The organism is Brucella intermedia LMG 3301 (assembly GCF_000182645.1).
GTDB classification, from domain to species: Bacteria; Pseudomonadota; Alphaproteobacteria; order Rhizobiales; family Rhizobiaceae; genus Brucella; species Brucella intermedia.
The window spans coordinates 375935-400255 of the sequence record NZ_ACQA01000002.1 but is presented as its reverse complement, the minus strand read 5'-3'; the positions used below and the strand labels follow the sequence as shown (position 1 = coordinate 400255).

The following is a 24321-nucleotide window of genomic DNA, read 5'->3' as shown; positions in this document are numbered from 1 at the left end:
CATGCAAAAAGTAGAATTTCCACCCTCCATATGGGCTGCAACCGCCCCGGCCCGGACCCCGGCCAAGCCGCTGACAACGGACGCGGAAGCCGATGTAGTGATTGTCGGCGGCGGTTTTACGGGGCTTTCGGCTGCACTCCATCTGGCAAAGCGCGGGAAGCGCGTCATCCTGCTGGAAGGCAATGCCGTCGGCTGGGGCGCATCGGGCCGCAATAATGGCCAGGTGATCCCCACCATGACCTCGGCGGAACCTGATGCAATCGCCAAACGCTATGGTGCCGCAGGCGAACGTTTTGCCAAACTGATCGGCAACAGCGCCGATATTCTTTTCTCCATCGTGCGCGATGAGAATATCGATGCCGAAGCCGAACAGAACGGCTGGTTCCAGCCTGCCCATTCGCCGGGCCGGGTGAAGCTGTCGCAAACCCGCGTGGAAGCATGGAAACGTTTCGGCTTCCCGGCAGAATTTCTTGACCGCGCCGCGACATCGCGTCTGCTGGGCAGCGATTTCTGGTATGGCGGCATGTTCAACCCTACCGGCGGTCATATCAATCCGCTGGCATTTGCTCGCGGGCTTGCAGCCGCCGCCGAGCGCCACGGCGCAATCATCCACGAGCAAAGCCCGGTCATTTCCTATGCCCGAGCGGGCGACCACTGGGAGGTGAAGACCGCAAGCGCCACCGTGCGCGCCAAGGGCTTCCTGCTCGCCACCAACGCCTATACCGGCGAGTTGCGCGAGGGGCTGGCCCCGCGCCTTGCCCGCACCATCGTGCCGGTTCTCTCGTGGCAGATGGCGACAGCGCCCGTCAGCGACAATCTGCGCGCAACCATCTTGCCCGGACGGCAGGCGGTTTCCGATACACGCGGCGACCTGCGCTTCTTCCGCTACGATGCCCGCAACCGGCTCATTACCGGTGGCGTGGTGATGGGCGATTTCAACGTGGCGGAGCGCGTCAGGCGCAAGACGGCGCGCAACATGGCGGAAGCCTTTCCAGCGCTGGGCGAGCCGGAAATCACCCATGTGTGGAGCGGCTATATCGGCATGACGTGGGATCGTTTCCCGCGTGTCCATCAGCTCGGCCCCAATGGCTGGGCGTGGATCGGCTGCAACGGTCGCGGCGTGGCGCTTGGCACATCGCTTGGCCGGGAGTTTGCACGCGCGCTGGATGGCGAGCCGGTGCAGGAGCTTGCGCTTCCCGTCTCGGAACCGGCGCCGTTGCCTTTTCACAAGGTCGCACGGAAGATTGCGCCGTTCTATCTCGCATGGCTTCGGCGCAAGGATCTCTCGGAACCGAATCTGTAATCCGCTTCTTCAATGTTCATGTGAAAGGTCAGGTCCATGAATCAAATGTCAATTCTCGAACGTCGCCGCATCGAAGCGCTGGTTCTCAAGAACGTCTACGAAGTCATTCGCGAGCGTTCCGGTGAGGACGAAGCGCAAGCCGCAATCGGCGAGGCAGTCAGCCGCTCGGCAATCGAACAGGGCAAGAGCTTTGCCGATGAACTGGGCCGCACGCCGACGATACAGGATTTCGCCGATATCCAGCCGCTGTGGACGAAGGAAAACGCGCTGGAAATCGATGTAATTTCGCAGGGCGAAGATCATTTCGATTTCAACGTCACGCGCTGCCGCTATTCGGAAATGTATCGCGACATGGGGCTTGGCCATATCGGTCATCTGCTGTCGTGCAATCGCGATGGCGATTTCTGCATCGGCTACAACCCGGCCATGAAGCTGGAGCGCACGCAGACCATCATGAAGGGCGCCAGCCACTGCGATTTCCGCTATCGCCTGGAACAGAACGACACGAAAGACGGGGAAGCCTGACATGCCGGTTGAAAACTGGACTTCAAACCAGATCGAGGAACTGGTCGCATTCCGCCGCGACCTGCACCAGAATCCGGAATTGCTCTATGACGTCAACCGTACCGCCGAAAAGGTGGCCGAAGCGCTGCGCGCCGCAGGCGTCGACGAGGTGGTGACAGGCATCGGGCGCACCGGCGTCGTCGGCGTCATTCGCGGCCAGTCGAACCGCTCGGGCCGTGCCATCGGCCTGCGCGCCGACATGGATGCGCTGCCGATCCTCGAAGAAACCGGCGCCGAATGGTCGTCGAAAGTGCCGGGCAAGATGCATGCCTGCGGCCATGACGGCCACACGACCATGCTTCTGGGCGCTGCCCGCGAACTGGCGCAAAGCCGCGCCTTCGACGGCACGGTCATCGTGATCTTCCAGCCTGCCGAAGAAGGCGGCGCGGGCGCAAAGGCGATGATCGATGACGGCCTGTTCAAGCGCTGGCCGGTCAATGAAGTCTACGGCATGCATAACCGTCCGAACCTCGCAGTGGGCCATTTCACCATCAATTCCGGCCCGATCATGGGATCGGTCGATGTTCTCGACATCAGCATCGAGGGTGTTGGCGGCCATGCCGCTTCGCCGCACCAGACGATTGACCCCATCCCGGTGACCGCGGCGCTTATTCAGGCGATCCAGACGCTGACGGCGCGCACCATCGACCCACTGGATTCCGCGGTGATTTCCATCACCACCATTCAGGGCGGCGATGCGTTCAACGTCATTCCGCAGAAAATCCGCCTCACCGGCACTGTCCGCACGTTGCGCGAGGAAGTGCGCAACCATATCGAGGAAAAGCTGACCCGCGCCGTGCAGGGCATTGCCGATGCTTTCGGCGCAAAGGCGACGCTCGATTACCAGCGCAATTATCCGGTGACGGTCAATCACGAGCAGGAAACGGAACTCGCAGCCATTGCCGCCGAAGCGGTGGCCGGCGCGGAACGCGTCACCCGCGACATGCCGGCGACGCTTGGCGGCGAGGACTTCGCCTTCATGCTCAATGAAGTGCCGGGCGCGATGATCAATATCGGCAACGGCCAGAGCGCCAATCTGCATCATCCAAAATATGACTTTAACGATGATGTGATCGCATGGGGTTGCTCCTACTGGACGACGCTCGTCCGTCACCGGCTGCCGATCAGCAACTGAATAATCGAGTTTGACGCTTTATGACGGGCGGTCCAGTGGGCCGCCCGTTCTTTTTTAAGCTCAGGAAGCCGCCAGTGCGGTGGCTTTGAAACCGAAATTCCTTAGCAACACTGCTCCAAAGTTGTACGAAATTCGGATTTGCCGCACTAGTCTATCCAAGATAACCGTAATATAAGGCCCTCCCAATAACCATCGCGGCTTTTCCCGATGGGACGGACAACGCATCCCGGACATTGTGAGACGGCTTTCCATCTGGACACGTGTTTCGGCAAAAAGTTGGAACGGAATCCATGAATATCGAGTCTGCCCTGAGCGACAGCGCCAATATTTTTGACCTCGCCCCAATCTCCCTGTGGCTTGAGGACTATAGCGGCCTGCGCGAGCAGTTCGAGGAATGGCGTGCGCTTGGCGTTACCGACCTCAGGGCCTTCCTGCATGAGGACACGACCCGGCTGCGCATCTGCACCAGCCATATCCGCGTTCTCAAGGTCAATCGCAAGACGCTTTCGCTCTTCGAGGCCGATAGCGTCGACCATCTGGTGACCAATCTTGAACGCGTGTTCCGCGACGACATGCTGGACCCGCATATCGAAGAGATGGTGCAGCTCTGGGAGGGCGGCAACGCCTTTTCCAGCGATACCATCAACTATACGCTCAAGGGCAAGCGGCTTGATATCCAGCTCAAGGGCGTCGTGCTGCCCGGCTATGAACACACCTGGGAGCGCGTCCTGCTTGCCATCGAGGACGTCACCGCCCGCGAGGATGCCCGCCGCGAACAGGACCGTCACAAGCAGCATGCGCAAGGGCTTTTCGAGCATTCGCCGGTTTCGCTCTGGGTCGAGGATTTCAGCCGCATCAAGCATTTGATGGACGATGTGCGCCAGCGCGGGATCGTCGATTTCCGCGTGTTCACCGACGTGCATCCAGAATTCGTGCGTCAGTGCATGAGCGAGATCCGCGTGCTGGAAATCAACTCCGAAACGCTCGCCCTCTTCCTCGCGCCGGACAAGAAGACGCTGCTGCAAAACCTGCCGCACATCTTCAAGGACGAGATGGAGGCATCATTCCGCGAACAACTGATCGACCTGTGGAACGGCGTGCTGTTCCAGCGCCGCGAAGTGGTCAATTATGCGCTCGACGGCACGGAGCGGCATGTGCTGCTGCAATTCTCTGTCCTGCCTGGGCATGAGCAGGACTGGTCGCTGGTGCAGGTCGCGCTCACCGACATTACGGCCCGCAAAAAGGCGGAAGCCTATCTGGAATATCTCGGCAAGCACGATGTGCTGACGAAGCTGCACAACCGCGCCTTCTATGTCGACGAACTCAACCGGCTCGAGCGCAAGGGCCATGCGCCGATCTCGATCATCATCATCGATCTCAACGGCCTCAAGGCCGCCAACGATCAATGGGGCCATGCGACAGGCGATGGCTTGTTGCGGCGCCTTGGCGAAGTGCTGAACGAAGCGGTAAGGCAGCCCGGCCATGCAGCCCGCATCGGCGGCGACGAATTTGCTGTCGTGCTGCCTTATGTGGACGAGCGCGGTGCGGAAGCCATGGTCGAGGACATCCAGCGGCTGGTCGATATCAACAACCAGTATTATTCCCAGTTGAAGCTCAATCTTTCCATCGGCACGGCCACCAGCATGCCCGGCGAAAAGCTGGAAACCGTCGCGAAACGCGCCGACCTGCTGATGTATGAGAACAAGCGGCAGCAATATACGAGCCGGGTCTAGAGCATTTCCAGCAAAAGTGTGAAACGGTTTTGCGTTGGATAATGCGACAAAACAAATAGTTAGAGCGGTTCCGGCGATTCTGTTAGAACAGGAACCGCTCTAGGTGCTAATCATCAAACTTGATGACGGTCTTTCCGCGTGTCAGGTCGGTCACCAGCCTTGAAAGATCGTTCTGCGCGGCAATGGGCATGAGGCCTGCAAGCTCGACGCCCGTTCCGGTAAAGTTTTCGTCGGTGATGGCGAGGTTTTCGACCGCGGTGAGACGCGCCTTCAAAAGCGCATGGTCGGAAAAATCGCAGGCAAAACGAAAGCCGACCAGCGGAATGACTTCGGTCTTTTCGGCCTGTCGCAGACAGGTCGCGGCCGTGCCGCCATAGGCGCGCATCAAGCCGCCGCTGCCGAGCAGAATGCCGCCGAACCAGCGGGTCACCACCACCACGATATTGTCGAGCTGCTGGCCGTCAATGGCTTGCAGGATCGGCTTGCCCGCCGTGCCGCTCGGCTCGCCGTCATCGCTGAACCGGTAGTTCTGCCCCATGCGCCACGCCCAGCAATTGTGGTTGGCGGCAAGGTCCGAATGCTCGCTCAAAAACTCCTTCGCCGCCTGCTCGTTCGCAACAGGCGCGGCAATGGCCAGAAACCGGCTTTTCCTGATCTCCTGACTGAAGGTTTCAACGCGGCTGATCGTGAACATGGCAATCCCGAAAATAATATCCTTTGCGCCCTAACATTTTCCTTTGAGGATGACGACCCCTGCCGGCTTTATATCCGGCGCCGGGATGCTGACGCATCACGCCCGGAAAATGCGCAATCGCCACACACGCTTGCCCAAAACTCGCTGAGCCAAACTCCTTGGGTTTTGGCATTTCCCGGCATTGCGCCCACCGGTTATAGGGTATAAGGCAATTCAAAAATGAGCCCTTCTTTTTGGGCTCGGTTCTTGCATACCCAGATGAAAGGTCCCGCCGATGTTCGATTTGATCGTGAGAAACGCCAATCTCCCCGACGGTCGCGAGAGGCAGGACATTCTGGTCAAGGATGGCAAGATTGCCGATATCGTGCCTTCCACTGGAGAGCATCAGGCGGCTCAGGAAATCGATGCGACAAACCGGCTCGTAACCCCGCCTTTCGTCGATCCGCATTTCCACATGGACGCGACCCTGTCGCTCGGCCTGCCGCGCCTCAATCGTTCTGGCACCCTTCTGGAAGGCATCGCGCTCTGGGGCGAATTGAAGCCGATGCTGACCGTGGAAGCCATGGTCGAACGCGCGCTGCGCTATTGCGATCTGGCCGTCAGCCAGGGCCTGCTTGCGATCCGCAGCCATGTCGATGTCAGCGACCCGCGCCTCCTCACCGCTGAAGCGATGATCGAAGTGCGCGAGAAGGTGAAGCCTTACATCGACCTGCAACTGGTCGCCTTCCCGCAGGACGGTTATTACCGTTCGCCGGGCGCGGTCGATCTCGTCAACCGTTCGCTCGACATGGGCCTCGACGTGGTGGGCGGCATCCCGCATTTCGAGCGCACGATGGCCGATGGCGCAGCCTCGCTGGAAGCGCTCTGCCGCATCGCCGCCGAACGCGGCCTGCCGGTCGATATCCATTGCGACGAAAGCGACGATCCGATGTCCCGCCATGTCGAAACCCTGGCGGCTGAGACCATGCGCTTCGGACTGCAGGGCCGGGTTTCCGGCTCGCATCTCACCTCCATGCATTCCATGGACAATTATTACGTCTCCAAGCTCATTCCGCTGATCGCGGAAGCGAAGATGAACGCCATTCCGAACCCGCTCATCAACATCACGCTGCAGGGACGCGCCGACACCTATCCGAAACGCCGCGGCATGACCCGCGTGCCGGAGCTGATGGCTGCCGGCATCAACGTCGCCTTCGGCCACGACTGCGTCATGGACCCGTGGTACTCGATGGGTTCCGGCGATATGCTGGAAGTCGGCCACATGGCGATCCATGTCGCGCAGATGACGTCCATCGAGGGCAAGCGGCAGGTTTTCGACGCGCTGACCGTCAACTCAGCCAAGGCGCTCGGCCTGGAAGGTTATGGCCTCGCCAAGGGCTGCAACGCCGACTTCGTGGTTCTCCAGGCACGCGATCCGATCGAAGCGCTGCGCCTCAAGGCGAACCGCCTCAAGGTCGTGAAGCGCGGCAAGATCATCGCCGAAACCCCGCAGCGTGTAAGCGCACTCAACCTCGAAGGCCGCCCGTCTTCGGTTGACGGAGCTGACTACGCACCAGTCGGCCAGCTTTAGAATCTTCTTGAATTAAAGGCGGTTTGGGCAATGATGGAAATCGTTGCTCATCAAATCCGCACGTCAAAACGAAGCAACCGGCTGCGCGCACCCGCGCGCCGAAAACACACATGAGGGGTCCCAGACCAAATGACCAAAATCATCAAGACATCGAACTTCACCCGCCGCGATATTCTCGCAATGTCGGCGGCACTGGGCGCAACGGCGATCACCAGCCGGGTCTTCGCCGCCGATGAAAAACTGAAAGTGGCAGGCATCCACGCTTCGCCGGTGGAAAATGCCTGGAACTCGCGCCTGCATGACGCCCTGAAACAGGCCAACGATGCAGGCGTGATCGAATATGTCTTCTCGGAAGGTGTTTCGGCGAGCGACTATCCCCGCGCCATGCGCGAATATGCCGAACAGGGCATCAAGCTGATCGTGGGCGAATCCTATGCCGTGGAACGCGAAGCGCGTCAGGTTGCGGGCGACTATCCGCAGGCGGCTTTCGTCATGGGCTCTTCCGGCAAGCCGCAGGGCGACAATTTCGGCGTCTTCGGCACCTGGAATTTCGAAGCAGGCTATCTCACCGGAATGCTGGCGGGCGCGATGAGCAAGTCCGGCATCTTCGGCTCCGTCGGCGCAGTGCCGATCCCGGAAATCAACATGCTGATCAACGCCTTTCAGGACGGCGTGCGCGAAACGCGTCCGGACGCGAAGTTCGTCGCGTCCTTCATGGGCACCTTCTTCGACCCGCCAAAAGCACGCGAGGCAGGCCTTGCGGCCATCGATTCCGGCGCGGACATCCTGTTTGGCGAGCGCATCGGCACGGCGGACGCGGCCAAGGAGCGCGGCATCAAGGCCATCGGCTCGCTGACCGACTATACGCCGCGTTATCCCGACACGGTTTTTGCCAATGCAATCTGGAACTTCGGGCCGATCCTTAATGCTGCAATCGCAGACGTGAAGGCTGGAAAGCCCGCAGGCAAGGATTACACGCCTTTCAGCATGATGAAGGAAGGCGGCAACGACATCATCTACGTCAAGGGCGTCGCACCGGCTGAAGCCGAAGCGAAGATGGAAGCACGTCGCAACGAGATCAAATCGGGCGCATTCACGCTCAAGCTCAACGCCGAAGAGCCGAAATAATCACGCCTCGCGCCGGTGCCTGACACCTGTTCCAGCACCGGCGCGCCTTCTGGTTCGGATAACAATCCGCAAAACCGGCTCCCGCTTTTCAGGCCCGCTTCATGTCTTCAACCGTCCTCGAACTTCGCAACATAACAAAGCGCTTTGGTCCCCTGACCGCCAATGACGATATTTCGCTGAAGCTCGGGCGCGGCGAAATTCTCGCTTTCCTCGGGGAAAACGGCGCTGGCAAGACCACGCTGATGAACATCCTGTTCGGCCATTATGTGCCGGATGAAGGCCGTGTGTTCGTCAAGGGCGAGGAAATCCCGCAAGGTAAGCCGCGCGCCGCCATCGAGGCGGGGGTGGGCATGGTGCACCAGCATTTCACGCTCGCGCCCAATCTTACCGTGCTTGAAAACATCATCACCGGCACGGAAAGCCTCTGGAAGCTCAAATCCGCGCACGGCCCCGCACGCACCAAGATCGCCGCAATCGCGAAACGCTTCGGCTTGCAGGTCGATCCCGATGCGCGACTTGGCGATCTTTCGGTAGGCGAGCAACAGCGCGTCGAAATTCTGAAAGCGCTCTATAACGACGCCGATATCCTCATTCTGGATGAGCCGACGGCGGTTCTCACCACGCAGGAAGCCGAAAACCTGTTCGCGACGCTGAAAGAGATGGCGCGGCAGGGCCTGTCGCTGATCTTCATTTCTCACAAGCTGCATGAAGTCATGTCCGCCGCCGACCGCGTGGTCGTCCTGCGCGGCGGCAAGCTTGTGGCCGAGCGCAAGGCTTCCGAAACCTCGAAGGAGGAACTGGCCGAACTGATGGTCGGCCGCCGCGTCTCGCGCCCTTCCCGCGCCGCTTCCACGCCCGGCGAAACCCTGCTGGAAGCGAGGAATGCAACGGTTGTGGAGGACGGCGCAACCCGTCTTTCAGACCTCGATTTCCACGTTCGCGCCGGTGAGACGCTCGGGATCATCGGTGTTTCGGGCAATGGGCAGGCAGCGCTTGGACGTCTCGTTTCCGGCCTCAGCCAGCCGGCAAGCGGTGAACTTGTCATGTTCGGGCAGACGGTGACGAAATTCGACCCCCGCCAGTTCGTGGCCCAAGGTGTTGGCCGCATTCCGGAAGACCGCAATGCGGAAGGCGCAATCGGCGATCTGACGCTTTGGGAGAATGCTGTGCTGGAGCGCGTGCGCGACCGGCAATTCTCCAATGCTCTTCTGGTCAACCGCGCGGCAGCGCGCGAGTTTACCGATCGTATCATCAAGGATTTCGATGTGCGAGGCGGCACGCCTGACAGCCGCATCCGCCTGCTTTCCGGCGGCAACATGCAAAAGCTCATTCTGGGCCGCAATCTGGAAACCGCTCCGCGTATCCTGATCGCGGCACAGCCGACGCGCGGCCTTGACGAAGGCGCAGTGGCGGCTATCCACGCCCGCATTCTGGAAGCACGCGCCAAGGGTGCTGCGGTGCTGCTCATCTCCGAAGATCTGGATGAAATCATTGGCTTGGCGGATCGTGTTCAAGCGATTGTCAAAGGCCGGCTCTCGCCCCCGATCGATGCTGGGGAAGCAAACGCGCAACGACTGGGCCTGATGATGGCAGGTGAATGGGGCAAAGCATGATCCCGAAAAGTGTGAAGCGGTTTTCAGATAAGATCATGCTCAAGCAATTGAAGGGGCTGAACTGATGCGTATCGAACGACGCGAAACCCGGCCCGTGGCACTGGTGGCAACTGCACCGGTCATCGCGGTTCTGGCCGCCTTCGTGCTTTCCGGCCTGCTGATCGCCGCCGCCGGTGCGCCGGTTCTGGAATCCTTCCGCCAGATCGCCATCGGTGCCTTCGGCAACAAGCTTTCGATCACCGAAACGCTCACCCGCGCAACGCCCTTGATGCTGACGGGACTGGCCGCTGCCGTCGCCTTCCGCTCCAAACTCTGGAATATCGGTGCCGAAGGCCAGTTCTACATGGGTGCGCTGGCGGTCGTCGCCTGCGGCACGCAGTTGCAGCTTTCGGCCGCCATTCTCATTCCGCTTCTGCTGATCGTCGGTGCGATTGCAGGCATGATCTTTCTTCTCATCCCGCTCGGGCTGCGCCTGCGCTTCGGTGTCGACGAGGTTGTGACGACGCTGCTCTTGAACTTCGTGGCGGTGCTTATCGTATCCATGATGATCGAAGGGCCGATGAAGGACCCCCTCGCCTTTGGTTGGCCGCAATCCGAGCCCGTGCCGGACGCGGCGGTGCTGCCGAAAATCATGTCCGGCATGCGGCTTCACATCGGCATCGCGATAGCCATCGCCCTGGCGCTCATCATCGCCTATGTGCAGAAGCGAACCGTCTTCGGCCTTGAAACCAAGGCTGCGGGCCTCAATCCGCGCGCCGCGCGCTTTGCCGGCGTCCCGCTGGCCAGGACGCTGGTGAAGGTCGCCTGCATTTCCGGTGGCCTTGCGGGGCTTGCAGGCGCGATACAGGTCATGGGCGTGAAAGGCTACGTCACGACCGATCTTTCGCCGGGCTTCGGCTATTCCGGCATCATCGTCGCCATGCTCGCCAATCTGAACCCCATCGGCGCGATCTTCTCGGCACTTTTTGCCGCCGCCATGTTTGTCGGCGCCGACGGCATGAGCCGCGCCATCGGCATTCCGAGCTTCATCGCCGATGTCACCGTCGCGCTGTCGCTCCTGACCATGCTGGTCGCTCTGTTTTTCACACAATACAGGATCGCCCGATGAACGAGCTGATGGATATTCTTCTCTCCGCCGGCCTGTGGGTCTCGGTCCTGCGCATCGCAACACCGCTTATCTTCGGCACGCTCGGCGCGCTTTATTGCGAACGGGCGGGCGTACTCAATCTCGGCATTGAAGGCATCATGACCTTCGGCGCAATGATCGGCTGGCTGACCGTGTTCAACGGCGCCGACCTGTGGACCGGCGTGGCGGTTGCGGCAGCCTCCGGCGCACTGTTCGGCCTGCTTCATGCAGCCCTCACCGTGCCGCTCGGCCTCTCGCAGCATGTGGTGGGCCTCGGCATCACGCTGTTTGCATCGAGCCTCAGCTATTTCCTGTTCCGGCTTCTGGTCCCGCTGTCCTCGACACCGCCGTCCATCACGCCTTTCCAGCCGCTCAATCCGGCCTGGCTTGCAGAAGTCCCGTTCATCGGACAGGTGCTTGGCACGCAGACGGCGCTGACCTGGATCGCCATTCCGCTGGCGCTTCTGCTCGGTTACGTGCTTTTCCGCACGCCGCTCGGCCTTGCCATCCGCATGACCGGCGAAAACCCGCATGCAGCCGAAGCGCAGGGTATCAACCCGATCCGTGTGCGTATTTTCACGATCATGTTCGGCAGCGCGCTCATGGCAGTCGGCGGAGCATTTCTTACGCTCTCCGCCTTCAACTCGTTCTTCCCGACCATGATGCAGGGGCGCGGCTGGGTCTGCATCGCGCTTGTCGTCTTCGCCTCGTGGAAACCGGCGCGCGCGCTTGTCGGCGCGCTTTTGTTCGCACTGTTCGATGCATTCCAGCTTCGATTGCAGACAGTCTACGGCAAGGCCGTGCCCTACCAGCTCTTCCTGATGATCCCCTACATCATGTCGATCGTGGCGCTCATCGTCATGGCGCGGCGCGCTCGTGTTCCGCAGGCGCTGATGCAGCCCTATCGTCGCGGGGAACGGTAAGCGCTGCACGCACACCAGCCCCCTAAGGTCAGCCCCACGCGCGCCCTGAGCCCTGAGCTTGGCGACAGGGCGACGAACCTGTGCTTGAGATTGGCCGCTACGCAAGCCCCTCATCCTGAGGAGCCGCCGCAGGGGGCGTCTCGAAGGGCAAGGGGCGGCAATGCCGTGCGGCAGCGCGGTTTAGACGAGATAATTTTCAAATAAAAACGGCGCCCGAAGGCGCCGTTTTCTTTATGCTGTCGGGCTTATGCAGCGCTCGACTTGCTCTTTTCAAAGCGCTTGCGCTCGTTCGGGTCAAGATAGAGCTTGCGCAGGCGGATGGACTTCGGCGTCACTTCCACCAGCTCGTCGTCCTGAATCCACGACAGGGCGCGTTCCAGCGTCATCTTGATCGGCGGGGTGAGCTTCACGGCTTCATCCTTGCCTGCGGCACGGATGTTGGTGAGCTTCTTGCCCTTGAGCACGTTGACTTCCAGATCGTTGTCGCGGCTGTGAATGCCGATCAGCATGCCCTGATAGACCTTGACGCCAGCGTCGATGATCATCGGGCCGCGATCTTCAAGGTTGAACAGCGCATAGGCAACAGCTTCACCCTGATCGTTGGAGATCAGAACGCCGTTGTTGCGGCCAGCGATTTCGCCCTTGTAGGGCTGATAGTCGTGGAACAGGCGGTTCATGATCGCCGTGCCGCGCGTATCAGTCAGGAGTTCCGACTGATAGCCGATAAGGCCACGGGTCGGAGCGTAAAACACCATGCGAACGCGATTGCCGCCCGAAGGACGCAGTTCGACCATTTCGGCCTTGCGTTCGGACATCTTCTGCACGACCGTGCCGGAATATTCTTCATCGACGTCGATGACGACTTCTTCCACCGGCTCCAGCTTTTCGCCGTTCTCGCCGTCCTTCATGACGACGCGCGGACGCGAAACGCCAAGCTCGAAGCCCTCGCGGCGCATGTTTTCGATCAGAACTGCAAGCTGCAATTCACCGCGGCCGGAAACGAAGAACGAATCCTTTTCGTTCGATTCCTCGATCTTCAGCGCGACATTGCCTTCAGCTTCCTTGAGCAGGCGGTCGCGGATGACGCGGCTCGTTACCTTGTCGCCTTCCGTGCCCGCATATGGGCTGTCATTGACGATGAAGGACATGGTCACGGTCGGCGGATCGATCGGCTGTGCGGCGAGCGGTTCGCTTACGGACGGGTCGCAGAACGTGTCGGCAACCGTACCCTTGGAAAGACCGGCGATAGCGACGATGTCGCCTGCATGGGCTTCGTCAATGGCCTGGCGCTCGATGCCTCGGAAAGCGAGGATCTTCGAGATACGGCCATTTTCGAGCAGCGAACCATCCTGACCGAGAACCTTGACGGCCTGGTTCGGCTTGATCGAGCCGGAATGGATGCGGCCGGTGATGATGCGGCCCAGGAACGGATCGGCTTCCAGGATCGTGCCGATCATGCGGAACGGGCCTTCAGCAACCTTTGGTGCCGGAACGTGCTTCAGCACGAGGTCGAACAGCGGAGCCAGGCCTTCGTCCTGCGGACCTTCCGGGTTCAGCGCCATCCAGCCGTTACGGCCTGAACCGTAAAGGATCGGGAAGTCGAGCTGTTCGTCGGTCGCGTCGAGATTGGCGAAGAGGTCGAACACTTCGTTGATGACTTCCTCATGACGGCCATCCGGACGGTCGATCTTGTTGATCGCAACGATCGGACGCAGACCAACCTTCAGCGCCTTGCCGACGACGAACTTCGTCTGCGGCATCGGGCCTTCGGCAGCGTCGACGAGAACGATAGCGCCGTCCACCATCGAGAGGATACGCTCAACCTCACCGCCGAAATCGGCGTGGCCCGGCGTGTCGACGATGTTGATGCGCGTATTTTTCCAGACAACCGAAGTGGCCTTGGCGAGAATGGTGATCCCGCGTTCCTTTTCGATGTCGTTGGAATCCATCATGCGTTCTGCAACGCGCTGGTTGTCGCGGAACGAGCCGGACTGCTTCAGGAGTTCATCGACCAGAGTTGTTTTGCCATGATCGACGTGTGCGATAATAGCGATATTACGCAATTCCATATGGAGATCACTTCTATATGAGTTGGGAGCCGCGCCAACAGACCCGCGCGGAAAAACAATGCAGCGCTCTTACAGGTTTTTTTGCATTTTAGAAAGGGGCAGCACGAAACTGCCCCTCAATTAACCCGAAAAACCCGGATTTCATTGCGTTTTTACACTGTCAATTTGACAGTTTTTTGTACTCATTAGGGCATGTCGTTGTTACGCCCATGGCTGGCCTTACAAAAGCGTACCGGACAGAATGACCATCGCCACGCTGAAATAGATGACGAGACCCGTCACGTCGACCAGTGTGGCGACGAACGGCGCCGATGCGCTGGCCGGATCGAAACCCAGCCTTTGCAGGATGAATGGCAGCATGGAGCCCGTCAGCGAGCCGAAGGTGACGATGGCCACCAGCGCCATGCCCACGGTGAGCGCCACCAGCATCCAGTGCTCGCCATAATCGTAGATGCCGAGCGTCTGCCAGGCGATGATGCGCAGAATGCCGATGCAGCCCAGAAAGCTGCCCAGCGCAAGGCCGGATGGGATTTCACGCAGCGCGACACGCCACCAGTCCTTCAGCCTGATTTCCTGCAAGGCAAGCGCGCGGATGATCAGCGACGTTGCCTGCGAGCCGGAATTGCCGCCCGAAGACATGATGAGCGGGATGAAGAGCGTCAGCACCAGCGCCTTTTCCAGTTCCGCCTCGAAATGCTGCATGGCGCTTGCCGTCAGCATTTCGCCTAGGAACAGGATGCCGAGCCAGCCGGCGCGCTTCTTCAGCATCTCGCCGAAGCCGATGCGCATATAGGGCTTGTCCAGCGCCTCCATGCCACCGAAACGGTAAGCGTCCTCGCTTGCCTCTTCGGTCATGGCGTCAAGCACGTCATCGACGGTCACGATGCCGATGATATGGCGGCTCTCATCCACCACCGGAACGGCCAAAAGGTCATGCTTGCGAAAGAGCCTGGCGACTTCCTCGCGGCTTGCCAGCGGCGAAATCGTGATCGGCTCGTCATCCCGCGCGATGGACAGAATCGGCTCGTCCGGCTGGCGGATGATGAGACGGCGAAGGCTGACCACGCCCAACAGGACGCGACTGGCCGGATCGACCACATAAATGGCATAAACCGTTTCGCGCGTGCGCTCGACCTTGCGGATATAATCCAGTGTCTGGCCGACGTTCCAGTTGGAAGGCACCGCGATGAATTCGATGGTCATGAGCGAGCCCGCCGTGTTCGGCGGATAGCCCATCAGTTTCTTCAGTGCGACCTTGGTTTCAGGCGCGAGGATGGGAAACAGGCCCGCGCGGTCATCGTCTTCCAGTTCCTGAAAAACGTCGGTTGCACGGTCCGCCGACATGCCGTCAAGCAGGAGGCTTGCAAGGCCGGGCGGAAGCATGGCGATGATTTCGGTGGCACGGTGCAGTTCCGGCTGGTCGAGCAGACGGATGGCATCTTCGTGCGAAAGCTGTGCGATGACGGCGACTGCATCATCGGCATCGAGTTCGTTAACGAGTTCCACTGCGTCGCCGGTACGCATGTCCGCAATGCGGCTTGCGATGGCAGCAGCAGGGAGGTCGGCAACATTGAGTACTTCCGGGAAGAAGTTGTTGTCGGTCATGGGCTTGCCTTTCTGTCGATCCGCCGTCAAAGGCAGACCGTGCAAGCCGACCGCGAGCGATCAGATCACGAACTGCCTTGACGGCTGAAACAATCGACTGTGACTGTCGCTTGGCATAAGAGAATAAAACTCCGGTTGAAAATGCTGCCGCAGAAATTCGGCTGCGGGCGTGATTTGCGCTTGGTCGCCCATAAAGTCAAGCCCTGACGGATAATGTAGAACGGTTTTCCCGCAGCCTGTCATAACGACAACTTGCCCTTGCCCGCATGCAAGGCAGCGCCTAAATCTGGTTCAGCTTATCAACACCATCCGAACCGGAGTTCATCATGTCCGACAACACCGCCCACAATCACGCGCTGACAGACTGGAGCGGACCGTTGGGCCTGCCGGATTTCACCGCGTTCGGCGACGAGGATTTCGCACCCGCCTTCGATGTGGCGCTGGCGCAGGACCTCGCGGAAGTGGAAGCCATCGCCGGGGCGACCGAAGACGCCACCATCGAAAACACGCTCAAAGCCCTGCAACTGACTGGCAAGGCGCTCGACCGCGTGTCAGCCATTTTCTGGCTGCGCGCCGGTGCGCACAGCAACGACACGATCCAGGCGCTGGAGCGCGAAATCGCGCCTAAAATGTCGCGTCATTATTCGCGCATCATGATGGACCCGGCGCTTTTCGCCCGCATCGACGCGCTTTATGAAAACCGCGACATGCTGGATCTCGACACCGAGACCAGACGGGTTCTTGAAAAGACCTGGAAAGGTTTCGTCCGCTCGGGTGCGAAGCTCGATGAAGCGGGCAAGACGGAACTGGCCGGCATCAATGAAAAGCTCGCCGGGCTTGGCGCCCGCTTTGGCCAGAACGTGTTGAAGGATGAATCAAGCTGGGCGCTGTTCATCACCGATGAAGCCGACCTCGCGGGCCTGCCTGATTTCCTGAAAAACGCTATGCAGAGTGCTGCCGCCGAGCGCGGCAAACCGGATGCATGGGCCGTCACGCTGTCGCGCTCGATTGTGGAGCCATTCCTTTCCTTCTCGCAAAACCGCGCGCTTCGCGAACAGGCGTTCAACGCCTGGGCAAAGCGCGGTGAAAATGGCGGTGAAAGCGACAATCGCGACATCGTGCGCGAAATGGTGGAACTGCGCGAGCGCAAGGCGCATCTGCTCGGCTACGCCAACTTTGCCGCCTACAAGCTTGACGACACCATGGCCAAGACGCCCAAGGCAGTCATGGACCTGCTGGAACCGGTCTGGGACAAGGCCCGCGCCAAGGCCCGTGAGGAAGAAGTCGAACTCGAACGGCTAATTGCAGGCGATGGCGGCAATCACAAGGTCGCGCCGTGGGACTGGCGTTTCTATGCGGAAAAACTGCGTGCCGAACGCTTCGCCTTTGATGAAGCGGAACTGAAGCCTTATCTGCAGCTTGAAAAGATCATCGAAGCCGCCTTCGACGTCGCTCACCGCCTTTTCGGCATCCGCTTCGAGGAAAAGAAGGGGATCGCAGCATGGCATCCGGACGTGCGCGTGTTTCAGGTGCTCAATGCTGATGGCAGCGAACGCGGCCTGTTCCTTGGCGACTATTTCGCCCGGACATCGAAGCGTTCAGGCGCATGGATGAGTTCGCTGCAATCGAGCCACAAGCTCGATGGCGGGCAGAAGCCGATCATCTACAATGTTATGAATTTTGCCAAGCCAAAGGCCGGTGAACCGGCCCTGCTCTCGCTCGACGACGCACGCACCCTGTTCCACGAATTCGGCCATGCGCTGCATGGGCTTCTCTCGGATGTGACCTGGCCCGCTGTTTCCGGTACTGCCGTTTCGCGCGATTTCGTGGAACTTCCGTCGCAGCTTTACGAACACTGGCTGACCGTTCCGGCCGTCCTCGAAAAATACGCCGTGCACTATCGCACCGGCGAGGCCATGCCGAAGGCGCTTCTGGACAAGGTTCTCGCAGCCCGCACCTTCAATGCAGGTTTCAACACGGTCGAGTTCACCTCATCCGCGCTGGTGGACATGGCATTCCACACCGGCACGGAAAAGATCGCCGATCCGCTCGCCTTCGAGGTAAAGACGCTGGAAAAGCTTTCCATGCCGGATGCGATCATCATGCGTCATCGCACACCGCACTTCACCCACGTCTTTTCCGGCGACGGTTATTCAGCAGGCTACTATTCCTATATGTGGTCGGAAGTGCTGGACGCAGACGCCTTTTCGGCATTCGAGGAAACCGGCGACGCCTTCAACCCCGAACTGGCAGCGAAGTTGAAGCAGCATATCTATGCCGCCGGTGGCAGCCGCGACCCGGAAGAGCTTTACAAGGCCTTCCGTGGCAAGATGCCGACACCGGACGCGATGATCGAAAAGCGTGGGCTGAATTAAAACCAAGAACAAAAGGCCGGGAAATCGGCCTTTTTTCAATTCTTGTGGGTCAGGATATTCACGAGCCGCCCATAGGGATCACGCGTGAAGAAACGGCGCACGCCCCATTCCTCATCCGCCGGGCCGTATTCTACGGGAAATCCCAGCGCGATCGCGCGCTCCAGCATGGCGTCGACGTCATCGACCTCGATGGAAAGGTCGGGCACCGGCGTGCCGGCCCCGCCTTCGCTCATTATGCTCACCTGCACCCGTGCCTGCGCATCCGCGGCATAGGTGACGATCCAGCCGAAATCCATCGCCACATCGAGGCCCAGCAAGTCGCCGTAGAAGCGCTTTGCCGCCGCCGGGTCGCCGGCTGCGATATTGGCAACGATGCGGCGCACAGCCATCAGTATTCGCCGAGCTTGATGTCCGGCGTGTAATCGACGCCGTCAACTTCCTTCACCACCGGCTGGCCGCAATGCATGACACCCGTGGCGGCATTGAAGGCGTAGGTCGGCGAGCCGTAAAGCTGCCAGCCCTTGTTGAGCGCCGCCGTGACGCGATGGCAGAAAGCGGAATCGTCGGGGCCTGTAATGAAACGGTATAACTTCATGCTTTAACTTCCTCTGTTATAACTTCACGCCGGTTCTGGCGAGCACGCGCTCGGCCATCTGAAGATGCAGGCGCTCGACCATCTGCCCGTCCAGCGAGACGACACCCTTATCGGCATTTTCAGGGCGGGCAAAGATTTCAACGACGCGGCGGGCCTGTGCCACTTCCTCCTCGCTCGGGGAGAATGCCCGGTTGGCCGCTTCGATCTGCCCCGGATGAATGAGCGTCTTGCCGTCAAAACCCATGGCAGCGCCTTGGGCGCATTCGGCCTCGAAACCCACGCTGTCGCGAAAATCGTTATAAACGCCGTCAAGCACGGTGATCCCGCCAGCGCGCGCGGCAAGAACGATCTGCATCAGCCAGGGGATCAGATAGGGTCGCCCCGGCTGCGGACGCACGCCCGTTTCCCGCGCTATATCATTCGGCCCCACGACAAAACAGGCAAGCCGAACTGCCGAACGATGTCCAAGAACCGCAATTTCGTCGGCGTTGAGAATGCCCCTTGGCGTCTCGATCATCGCCCAGACGCCAACGGCCGGATCGGCGTCATGGCGGTCAAGCCGGTTGGCTGCGTCGATTATATCCTGCGGACGTTCGACCTTGGGCAGAAGGATCGCATCCGCGCCCATCTTCGCAGCCGTCGCAACATCATCCTTGCCCCACGGGGTTTCTGCCGTATTCACCCGCACGATCCGTTCGAAGCCTGCCTTCGGATGGCTTGCAAAATGCGCCGCCAGCGCATCGCGCGCCGAAACCTTTGCATCGGGCGCTACGGAATCTTCCAGATCGTAGATCACACAATCCGCCGGCAGCGTCAGCGACTTCTCCAGGGCGCGGGCATTGGAAGCAGGAACGAACAGGACGGAACGGCGGGGGCGAACAATGGTTTTCATGTCCCGATTTGTGCACCGAACCGTGTAAACGCGCAAGGTCCCGAAGCGTTCGGCGTGGTCCCGCAAGCCTTCCCGGAAAGGGACTTGAAATCCGCATCACGGCTGCCTATTTTCCGGCCTTCGGTTGAATGCACCTGCCGCCCGCGGCTTCCAAGCCATGGTAAAGCATTCTGAAACTTCGTTTTTGTTCCGGTGACGGCAGAAACGGCAATGCGGGCACCCGTTCATGAAAACGCCGCTCACAATCAGGAGCGAAAACAATGACCACAGCTATCATCGCTGGGACCAATAACGTTGACTTCAAACATCAGGCCCGCCGTCTGCGGCAGGCTTTGAGCGAGGAAGGCATCGCCATCAGCCACGGCAAGGCCCTCGACCTTGTGGCGCGCCAGTCCGGCACGCGCGACTGGAACACACTTGCCGCCAATGGCAGCAAGGTTGAAGCCGCATCCGCGCAGGACGAGACCGCGCCTTACCGCGTCGGCCAGCGCATTACCGGCCTGTTTCACACCACGCCGTTCGATGCGCGCATTATCGCGGTCGAGGAAACGATCAAGCCGGAGTTGTGGCGTATCACGCTTCAGTTCGATCCGGCTATCGATGTGGCGGTTTCGCCCAACCTTTCGATGCTGCGCAGGCGCGTCACGGCTGTTGTCGGCACCGACGGGAAATCCCGCCGCCTGACCGGCAGCGAGACCGGCGGCATCGCGTTGAAAGTCGGATAATTGCTGAAATTGCATCGCATACGCATGATCCGCAAACCTTGACGCGGTTTACAGACAGGATTATGCGCATAACCCGACAGTCGAACTATCCGGCGTGCTTGCAAGCGCGCCGGATAAGTCGCAAGACGGGTCGGGAGTTGCGACCTATTGGGCAGTTTCGGCCTCAAACGTTGACTCTCGGTCAAGCTGATGTAAACCAGTTTGCAAATTGCAAATTCCCAACCGACAGGTTCAGGACATGGATAAGTTCACCAAGCTCACGGGCGTCGCCGCCCCCCTGCCGATCGTCAATATCGATACGGACATGATCATTCCGAAGGATTACCTGAAGACGATCAAGCGCACGGGTCTGAGCAAGGGTCTTTTCGCCGAAATGCGCTTCAACGAAGATGGCACGGAAAACCCGGATTTCGTCCTGAACAAGCCGGGCTACCGCAACGCGCAGATTCTCGTCGCAGGCGACAATTTCGGCTGCGGTTCGTCGCGTGAGCATGCGCCGTGGGCCCTGCTCGACTTCGGCATCCGCTGCGTGATCTCGACTTCTTTCGCCGACATCTTCTACAATAACTGCTTCAAGAACGGCATTCTGCCGATCAAGGTCAGCCAGGAAGACCTGGACAAGCTGATGGACGACGCTTCGCGCGGCGCCAATGCAACCCTCACCATCGATCTCGAAGCCAAGGAAATTCACGGGCCCGACGGCGGCACGATTTCCTTCGACCTCGACGATTTCAAGCGCCATTGCCTGCTCAACGGTCTGGACGATATCGGCCTGACCATGGAAAAGGCTGGCAGCATCGACGCATTTGAGGCCAAGCGCGCCGAACAGCGTCCCTGGGCATAATGACGGCATGCGCTATATATACTCGGCCAGAATGCCCGCCAGAACGCCCGGTTGCAGGTCTGGCGGCCTGCACAAGTGAATAGGACACGATTGGCTGGAATGGCCCGAGAAGATCAAAGCGGCGACTGGGCGGGACGTCTTTCGCCCTCGCTGGACGAAATCGAATCCATCGCGATTGAAGCTCTTGCGCATCTGCCGCAGGAGTTTCGTGCGTTGTGCGGCGACATCATCATCCAGATCGCCGATTTTCCTGACGACCAGATCATCGAGGATATGGGGCTGGAAACGCCTTTCGACCTGCTCGGCCTTTTTGAAGGACGCGGCATCGGCGAACGTTTCAGCCTGCAGACCGGCGAAGGCCCGAACCGCATCACGCTTTATCGTCGCGCGATCCTCGACTACTGGTCCGAACATGAAGAAGTGCTGGGCGATATCATCACCCACGTCCTGATTCACGAGATCGGCCACCATTTCGGCCTGTCGGACGACGATATGGAAAATATCGAGGCTCAGGCGGAGTAGCCGCCGCGGATTTTTGGCGACTTAAAACGCGCCATCTTCCTTCAGGAATTTGATCGCCATGAGCGCAGCGCATCGGCTGAGCAAGATATCTCGTTCATCTGAAAGGTCGGCGGCAAAGCGATCCGCAAGTCTGCGATATGAAGCGTCAATTGCCGGATTCATAAGGTAGCGCGCTTCCATTCTTTCACAAGTCGAGCGGAGTTCGCGAATATCCGGTTTTATACTCATCGAAATGGCTTCCTGCTGAAATTCGGAAAGTATCATAAAAAAGGCGCCCTCGCCGGGCGCCTTTTCCATTTCCTGTTACGCCACGCTCAGGCGGACATCGATATTGCCGCGCGTTGCATGCGAGTAGGGGCAGACGATGTGCGCTGCCTGAACCAGTTCTTCGGCCTTCGCCTTGTCCACGCCCGGCAATGCCACTTGCAGTGCGACATCAAGGCCAAAGCCGGTGCCGTCCTCGCGCGGACCGATACCGACCGTCGCGGTCACGGTGCTGTCGGCTGAAATGGAAACTTTTTCCTTTGCGGCAACGAACTTCAACGCACCGAGGAAGCAGGCCGCATAACCGGAAGCGAAAAGCTGCTCCGGATTGGTGCCCTCGCCGCCCGAGCCGCCCAGTTCCTTCGGCGTATCGAGAACGACGCTCAGCCGTCCGTCAGCGGTTTTGGCGCTTCCCGTGCGGCCGCCGGTGGCTGTGGACTGGGTGGTGTACAGAATTGGCATCTGGGTTTCTCCTTTGGTTTGTCTTCGCAGCCAAACTCGCAGATTATTAAATTGTGCGCAATCTAATTTTGCAAAACATAATATCACAATTATATGATGCACAATCCAATTGCGTATGCTGTATATGTTTTGCCAAGGAGTTGTCTGAATGAAGCGCGACGATCAGGATTCGAATCTCGACCTTTCCAACATGGTCTGCTTTGCGATCTATTCGACCGCAAATGCGCTGACGCGCGCCTATCAGCCGATCCTCAACAAACTCGACCTCACCTATCCGCAGTTTCTGGTGATGATCGTGCTGTGGGAACAGGACGACCGGACCGTCTCGGAGATCGGCGCACAACTCAATCTGGATTCGGGCACGCTGACCCCGCTGCTGAAACGCCTCGAAGCAGCCGGGCGCATTGCGCGGCGACGCGATCCGCGGGACGAGCGGCAGGTGCGCATCACATTGACCGACGAAGGCCGGGAATTGCGCAAGCAGGCCGAGAACATCCCGGAGCAGGTGTTCTGCGCGCTGGGTCAGCCTGTCGATGAGTTGCAGGATCTGCGCGCACGCTTGCTCTATATACGCGGCAATCTCGTCAACACCCTCAGCCGCTAACAAAAAAGCGCCGGAAAACCGGCGCTTGGACTTCTGATAAGGCTACGCAGATCAGCGATAATGGTTGTTGAAACGCTTGTCGTACCAAAGCCAGCCAAGACCGGCGGCCGCTACGATCAGCGGGAAAATGTACCAAAAGAAGACCCCGGAAGTCATGGCTTCAATCTCCCTAAAACGCGTCTTGCCATGAGATGTAATACGATCGCCGGCAAAATCCAAGCTGTGACGCCGAGAAAAGAGACGACCAGGCCGCTCCCCGGCGTGAAATTAAAGGTGTTGCCCAGAACCCCGACAGCGAGAAACGCCGTGGAAAGGCGATCAAGATTGTTCGCCAGCAACTTGGTTCGTTCGTTGTGTATCAAACTCATATCGCCCCCATCCCGATCAATTCTTATCCCGAAGCTTAAGGGACCGCCACCCGCATCAAACAAAAAGCGCCGGTTTCCCGGCGCTTTTCAATCTCAGTGCTGAGAAAGCAGATCAGGCCGCAAGCGCCTTCGGCTTGATGAGGCCGCGCGCGACCAGCAGTTCAGCAATCTGGATCGTGTTGAGAGCAGCGCCCTTGCGCAGATTGTCCGAGACCACCCACATGGCAAGACCGTTTTCGACGGTGATATCCTCGCGGATGCGGCTGATATAGGTCGCGTCTTCGCCAGCGGATTCATAAGGCGTGATGTAGCCGCCATTCTCGTGCTTGTCGACAACCTGGCAGCCCGGGGCTTCGCGCAGGATTTCGCGTGCTTCTTCCGGCGTGATCGGGTTTTCGAACTCGATATTGACCGCCTCGGAATGGCCGATGAAGACCGGAACACGGACAGCGGTTGCCGTCAGCTTGATCTTCGGATCGAGCATCTTCTTGGTTTCGGCCACCATCTTCCATTCTTCCTTGGTGTAGCCGTCTTCCATGAAGACATCGATATGCGGGATCACGTTGAACGCGATGCGCTTGGTGAATTTCTTCGCCGTAACCGGATCGGCTACGAAAACAGCGCGTGACTGTTCAAAAAGCTCATCCATGCCTTCCTTGCCCGCGCCCGAAACCGACTGATAGGTCGACACGACAACGCGCTTGATCTTGGCGACGTCGTGCAGCGGCTTCAAGGCCACGACGAGCTGGGCGGTCGAGCAGTTCGGATTGGCAATGATGTTCTTCTTGCGGAAGCCTTCGATTGCGTCCGGGTTCACTTCCGGCACGATCAGCGGCACTTCTGCATCATAACGCCAGGCCGAGGAATTGTCGATGACGACACAGCCCTGCTTGCCGATCTTCGGCGACCATTCCTTGGAAATCTCGCCGCCGGCAGACATCAGGCAGATGTCCGTATCGGAGAAATCATACGTGTCGAGCGCCTTGACCTTCAGCGTCCGGTCACCATAGGACACTTCCGTGCCCTGGCTGCGGCGCGATGCAAGCGCGACAACTTCGTCAGCCGGGAAGCCGCGTTCCTCGAGGATATTGAGCATTTCGCGCCCGACATTTCCGGTGGCGCCGACAACTGCAACCTTGAAACCCATTTTTCGTCTCCTGTCCCTCTCCGCTTCCAGATTCGGAACCCCGCAGGCCACGCGGGACTT

General features: G+C 59.5%; 24 protein-coding genes. 14 read left to right on the top strand and 10 right to left on the bottom strand.

Annotated elements, in window-relative coordinates; genetic code table 11:
- Position 1: 1 nt before the first annotated feature.
- The 4 genes from OINT_RS14360 (at position 2) to OINT_RS14345 (ending at position 4735) form a co-directional block, all read left to right on the top strand.
- Positions 2 to 1303, top strand: a complete 1302-nt coding sequence (locus OINT_RS14360) for an NAD(P)/FAD-dependent oxidoreductase (RefSeq protein ID WP_006472233.1) — start codon at positions 2 to 4, stop codon at positions 1301 to 1303.
- Positions 1304 to 1339: 36 nt separating this feature from the next.
- Complete coding sequence (locus OINT_RS14355) at positions 1340 to 1828, top strand: L-2-amino-thiazoline-4-carboxylic acid hydrolase (RefSeq protein WP_006468580.1); 489 nt, start codon at positions 1340 to 1342, stop codon at positions 1826 to 1828.
- 1 nt (position 1829) lies between these two features.
- Entirely contained in the window at positions 1830 to 3002 is a 1173-nt protein-coding gene (locus tag OINT_RS14350) for a M20 aminoacylase family protein (protein ID WP_006468579.1), read from the top strand.
- A 290-nt stretch (positions 3003 to 3292) separates the two neighbouring features.
- Positions 3293 to 4735, top strand: coding sequence for a sensor domain-containing diguanylate cyclase (locus OINT_RS14345; RefSeq protein WP_006472232.1), 1443 nt, complete (start codon positions 3293 to 3295; stop codon positions 4733 to 4735).
- Between the two features lie 106 nt (positions 4736 to 4841).
- Here OINT_RS14345 and OINT_RS14340 read toward each other — a convergent pair whose 3' ends face one another.
- Positions 4842 to 5429 (bottom strand): IMPACT family protein, encoded by a 588-nt coding sequence (locus OINT_RS14340; protein ID WP_006468577.1) that lies wholly within the window; start codon positions 5427 to 5429, stop codon positions 4842 to 4844.
- 274 nt (positions 5430 to 5703) lie between these two features.
- On the opposite strand from OINT_RS14340, the gene OINT_RS14335 reads away from it, so the two are divergent.
- The 5 genes from OINT_RS14335 (at position 5704) to OINT_RS14315 (ending at position 11789) form a co-directional block, all read left to right on the top strand.
- Positions 5704 to 6999, top strand: coding sequence for an amidohydrolase family protein (locus tag OINT_RS14335; RefSeq protein WP_006468576.1), 1296 nt, complete (start codon positions 5704 to 5706; stop codon positions 6997 to 6999).
- A gap of 129 nt (positions 7000 to 7128) precedes the next feature.
- Positions 7129 to 8127, top strand: coding sequence for a BMP family protein (locus OINT_RS14330; protein WP_006468575.1), 999 nt, complete (start codon positions 7129 to 7131; stop codon positions 8125 to 8127).
- Positions 8128 to 8228: 101 nt separating this feature from the next.
- Positions 8229 to 9740 (top strand): ABC transporter ATP-binding protein, encoded by a 1512-nt coding sequence (locus OINT_RS14325; RefSeq protein ID WP_006468574.1) that lies wholly within the window; start codon positions 8229 to 8231, stop codon positions 9738 to 9740.
- Positions 9741 to 9804: 64 nt separating this feature from the next.
- Positions 9805 to 10848 carry an ABC transporter permease gene (locus tag OINT_RS14320; RefSeq protein WP_006468573.1) on the top strand — a complete coding sequence of 348 codons (1044 nt, stop codon included), beginning with the start codon at positions 9805 to 9807 and terminating at the stop codon, positions 10846 to 10848.
- Positions 10845 to 11789, top strand: coding sequence for an ABC transporter permease (locus OINT_RS14315; RefSeq protein ID WP_006468572.1), 945 nt, complete (start codon positions 10845 to 10847; stop codon positions 11787 to 11789). The genes OINT_RS14320 and OINT_RS14315 overlap by 4 nt, the downstream gene beginning before the upstream one ends.
- 245 nt (positions 11790 to 12034) lie before the next feature.
- Here the strand turns inward: OINT_RS14315 and typA are convergent, their stop codons facing one another.
- Positions 12035 to 13858 (bottom strand): translational GTPase TypA, encoded by a 1824-nt coding sequence (typA, locus tag OINT_RS14310; RefSeq protein ID WP_006468571.1) that lies wholly within the window; start codon positions 13856 to 13858, stop codon positions 12035 to 12037.
- A 219-nt stretch (positions 13859 to 14077) separates the two neighbouring features.
- A complete protein-coding gene (gene mgtE, locus OINT_RS14305) occupies positions 14078 to 15463 on the bottom strand; it encodes a magnesium transporter (protein WP_006472231.1) in 1386 nt (461 codons plus the stop codon).
- A gap of 326 nt (positions 15464 to 15789) precedes the next feature.
- Here mgtE and OINT_RS14300 point away from each other — a divergent pair, with 326 nt between their 5' ends.
- Positions 15790 to 17838 carry a M3 family metallopeptidase gene (locus OINT_RS14300; protein WP_006468568.1) on the top strand — a complete coding sequence of 683 codons (2049 nt, stop codon included), beginning with the start codon at positions 15790 to 15792 and terminating at the stop codon, positions 17836 to 17838.
- A 35-nt stretch (positions 17839 to 17873) separates the two neighbouring features.
- Here the strand turns inward: OINT_RS14300 and OINT_RS14295 are convergent, their stop codons facing one another.
- The 3 genes from OINT_RS14295 to OINT_RS14285 are packed head-to-tail and all read right to left on the bottom strand — an operon-like array spanning position 17874 to position 19325.
- Entirely contained in the window at positions 17874 to 18227 is a 354-nt protein-coding gene (locus OINT_RS14295) for a VOC family protein (RefSeq protein ID WP_006468567.1), read from the bottom strand.
- Positions 18227 to 18433, bottom strand: coding sequence for a DUF1737 domain-containing protein (locus tag OINT_RS14290; protein WP_002965766.1), 207 nt, complete (start codon positions 18431 to 18433; stop codon positions 18227 to 18229). Before OINT_RS14290 ends, OINT_RS14295 begins: the two co-directional genes overlap by 1 nt.
- 16 nt (positions 18434 to 18449) lie before the next feature.
- Positions 18450 to 19325, bottom strand: coding sequence for an HpcH/HpaI aldolase/citrate lyase family protein (locus OINT_RS14285; protein ID WP_006472230.1), 876 nt, complete (start codon positions 19323 to 19325; stop codon positions 18450 to 18452).
- A gap of 260 nt (positions 19326 to 19585) precedes the next feature.
- Here OINT_RS14285 and OINT_RS14280 point away from each other — a divergent pair, with 260 nt between their 5' ends.
- From OINT_RS14280 to OINT_RS14270, 3 genes are all read left to right on the top strand, one after another.
- On the top strand, positions 19586 to 20050 hold the full coding sequence (locus OINT_RS14280) for a glyoxalase superfamily protein (RefSeq protein WP_006468565.1): 465 nt from the start codon (positions 19586 to 19588) through the stop codon (positions 20048 to 20050).
- 238 nt (positions 20051 to 20288) lie between these two features.
- Positions 20289 to 20894, top strand: a complete 606-nt coding sequence (gene leuD, locus OINT_RS14275) for a 3-isopropylmalate dehydratase small subunit (RefSeq protein WP_006472229.1) — start codon at positions 20289 to 20291, stop codon at positions 20892 to 20894.
- A 99-nt stretch (positions 20895 to 20993) separates the two neighbouring features.
- A complete protein-coding gene (locus OINT_RS14270) occupies positions 20994 to 21416 on the top strand; it encodes a metallopeptidase family protein (RefSeq protein WP_006472228.1) in 423 nt (140 codons plus the stop codon).
- 21 nt (positions 21417 to 21437) lie between these two features.
- On the opposite strand, the gene OINT_RS14265 is transcribed toward OINT_RS14270, so the two are convergent.
- Both OINT_RS14265 and OINT_RS14260 read right to left on the bottom strand, forming a co-directional pair.
- A complete protein-coding gene (locus tag OINT_RS14265) occupies positions 21438 to 21713 on the bottom strand; it encodes a hypothetical protein (RefSeq protein WP_006468562.1) in 276 nt (91 codons plus the stop codon).
- A gap of 6 nt (positions 21714 to 21719) precedes the next feature.
- The gene (locus tag OINT_RS14260; protein ID WP_006472227.1) at positions 21720 to 22142 is read right to left on the bottom strand and encodes an organic hydroperoxide resistance protein; all 423 of its coding nucleotides are present in this window, start codon (positions 22140 to 22142) and stop codon (positions 21720 to 21722) included.
- 148 nt (positions 22143 to 22290) lie between these two features.
- Between OINT_RS14260 and OINT_RS14255 the strand changes: the two genes are divergently transcribed.
- On the top strand, positions 22291 to 22746 hold the full coding sequence (locus OINT_RS14255) for a MarR family winged helix-turn-helix transcriptional regulator (protein ID WP_006468560.1): 456 nt from the start codon (positions 22291 to 22293) through the stop codon (positions 22744 to 22746).
- A 152-nt stretch (positions 22747 to 22898) separates the two neighbouring features.
- On the opposite strand, the gene OINT_RS14250 is transcribed toward OINT_RS14255, so the two are convergent.
- A complete protein-coding gene (locus OINT_RS14250) occupies positions 22899 to 23114 on the bottom strand; it encodes a hypothetical protein (protein WP_230349924.1) in 216 nt (71 codons plus the stop codon).
- 112 nt (positions 23115 to 23226) lie between these two features.
- Complete coding sequence (locus OINT_RS14245) at positions 23227 to 24261, bottom strand: aspartate-semialdehyde dehydrogenase (RefSeq protein ID WP_006472226.1); 1035 nt, start codon at positions 24259 to 24261, stop codon at positions 23227 to 23229.
- Positions 24262 to 24321: the final 60 nt, after the last annotated feature.

What these genes read in the sequence shown, in the direction of transcription:
- OINT_RS14360 (WP_006472233.1), top strand. Translation starts at nt 2, where the DNA reads ATGCAAAAAGTAGAATTTCCACCCTCCATATGGGCTGCAACCGCCCCG.
- OINT_RS14355 (WP_006468580.1), top strand. Translation starts at nt 1,340, where the DNA reads ATGAATCAAATGTCAATTCTCGAACGTCGCCGCATCGAAGCGCTGGTT.
- OINT_RS14350 (WP_006468579.1), top strand. Translation starts at nt 1,830, where the DNA reads ATGCCGGTTGAAAACTGGACTTCAAACCAGATCGAGGAACTGGTCGCA.
- OINT_RS14345 (WP_006472232.1), top strand. Translation starts at nt 3,293, where the DNA reads ATGAATATCGAGTCTGCCCTGAGCGACAGCGCCAATATTTTTGACCTC.
- OINT_RS14340 (WP_006468577.1), bottom strand. Translation starts at nt 5,429, where the DNA reads ATGTTCACGATCAGCCGCGTTGAAACCTTCAGTCAGGAGATCAGGAAA.
- OINT_RS14335 (WP_006468576.1), top strand. Translation starts at nt 5,704, where the DNA reads ATGTTCGATTTGATCGTGAGAAACGCCAATCTCCCCGACGGTCGCGAG.
- OINT_RS14330 (WP_006468575.1), top strand. Translation starts at nt 7,129, where the DNA reads ATGACCAAAATCATCAAGACATCGAACTTCACCCGCCGCGATATTCTC.
- OINT_RS14325 (WP_006468574.1), top strand. Translation starts at nt 8,229, where the DNA reads ATGTCTTCAACCGTCCTCGAACTTCGCAACATAACAAAGCGCTTTGGT.
- OINT_RS14320 (WP_006468573.1), top strand. Translation starts at nt 9,805, where the DNA reads ATGCGTATCGAACGACGCGAAACCCGGCCCGTGGCACTGGTGGCAACT.
- OINT_RS14315 (WP_006468572.1), top strand. Translation starts at nt 10,845, where the DNA reads ATGAACGAGCTGATGGATATTCTTCTCTCCGCCGGCCTGTGGGTCTCG.
- typA (WP_006468571.1), bottom strand. Translation starts at nt 13,858, where the DNA reads ATGGAATTGCGTAATATCGCTATTATCGCACACGTCGATCATGGCAAA.
- mgtE (WP_006472231.1), bottom strand. Translation starts at nt 15,463, where the DNA reads ATGACCGACAACAACTTCTTCCCGGAAGTACTCAATGTTGCCGACCTC.
- OINT_RS14300 (WP_006468568.1), top strand. Translation starts at nt 15,790, where the DNA reads ATGTCCGACAACACCGCCCACAATCACGCGCTGACAGACTGGAGCGGA.
- OINT_RS14295 (WP_006468567.1), bottom strand. Translation starts at nt 18,227, where the DNA reads ATGGCTGTGCGCCGCATCGTTGCCAATATCGCAGCCGGCGACCCGGCG.
- OINT_RS14290 (WP_002965766.1), bottom strand. Translation starts at nt 18,433, where the DNA reads ATGAAGTTATACCGTTTCATTACAGGCCCCGACGATTCCGCTTTCTGC.
- OINT_RS14285 (WP_006472230.1), bottom strand. Translation starts at nt 19,325, where the DNA reads ATGAAAACCATTGTTCGCCCCCGCCGTTCCGTCCTGTTCGTTCCTGCT.
- OINT_RS14280 (WP_006468565.1), top strand. Translation starts at nt 19,586, where the DNA reads ATGACCACAGCTATCATCGCTGGGACCAATAACGTTGACTTCAAACAT.
- leuD (WP_006472229.1), top strand. Translation starts at nt 20,289, where the DNA reads ATGGATAAGTTCACCAAGCTCACGGGCGTCGCCGCCCCCCTGCCGATC.
- OINT_RS14270 (WP_006472228.1), top strand. Translation starts at nt 20,994, where the DNA reads ATGGCCCGAGAAGATCAAAGCGGCGACTGGGCGGGACGTCTTTCGCCC.
- OINT_RS14265 (WP_006468562.1), bottom strand. Translation starts at nt 21,713, where the DNA reads ATGGAAAAGGCGCCCGGCGAGGGCGCCTTTTTTATGATACTTTCCGAA.
- OINT_RS14260 (WP_006472227.1), bottom strand. Translation starts at nt 22,142, where the DNA reads ATGCCAATTCTGTACACCACCCAGTCCACAGCCACCGGCGGCCGCACG.
- OINT_RS14255 (WP_006468560.1), top strand. Translation starts at nt 22,291, where the DNA reads ATGAAGCGCGACGATCAGGATTCGAATCTCGACCTTTCCAACATGGTC.
- OINT_RS14250 (WP_230349924.1), bottom strand. Translation starts at nt 23,114, where the DNA reads ATGAGTTTGATACACAACGAACGAACCAAGTTGCTGGCGAACAATCTT.
- OINT_RS14245 (WP_006472226.1), bottom strand. Translation starts at nt 24,261, where the DNA reads ATGGGTTTCAAGGTTGCAGTTGTCGGCGCCACCGGAAATGTCGGGCGC.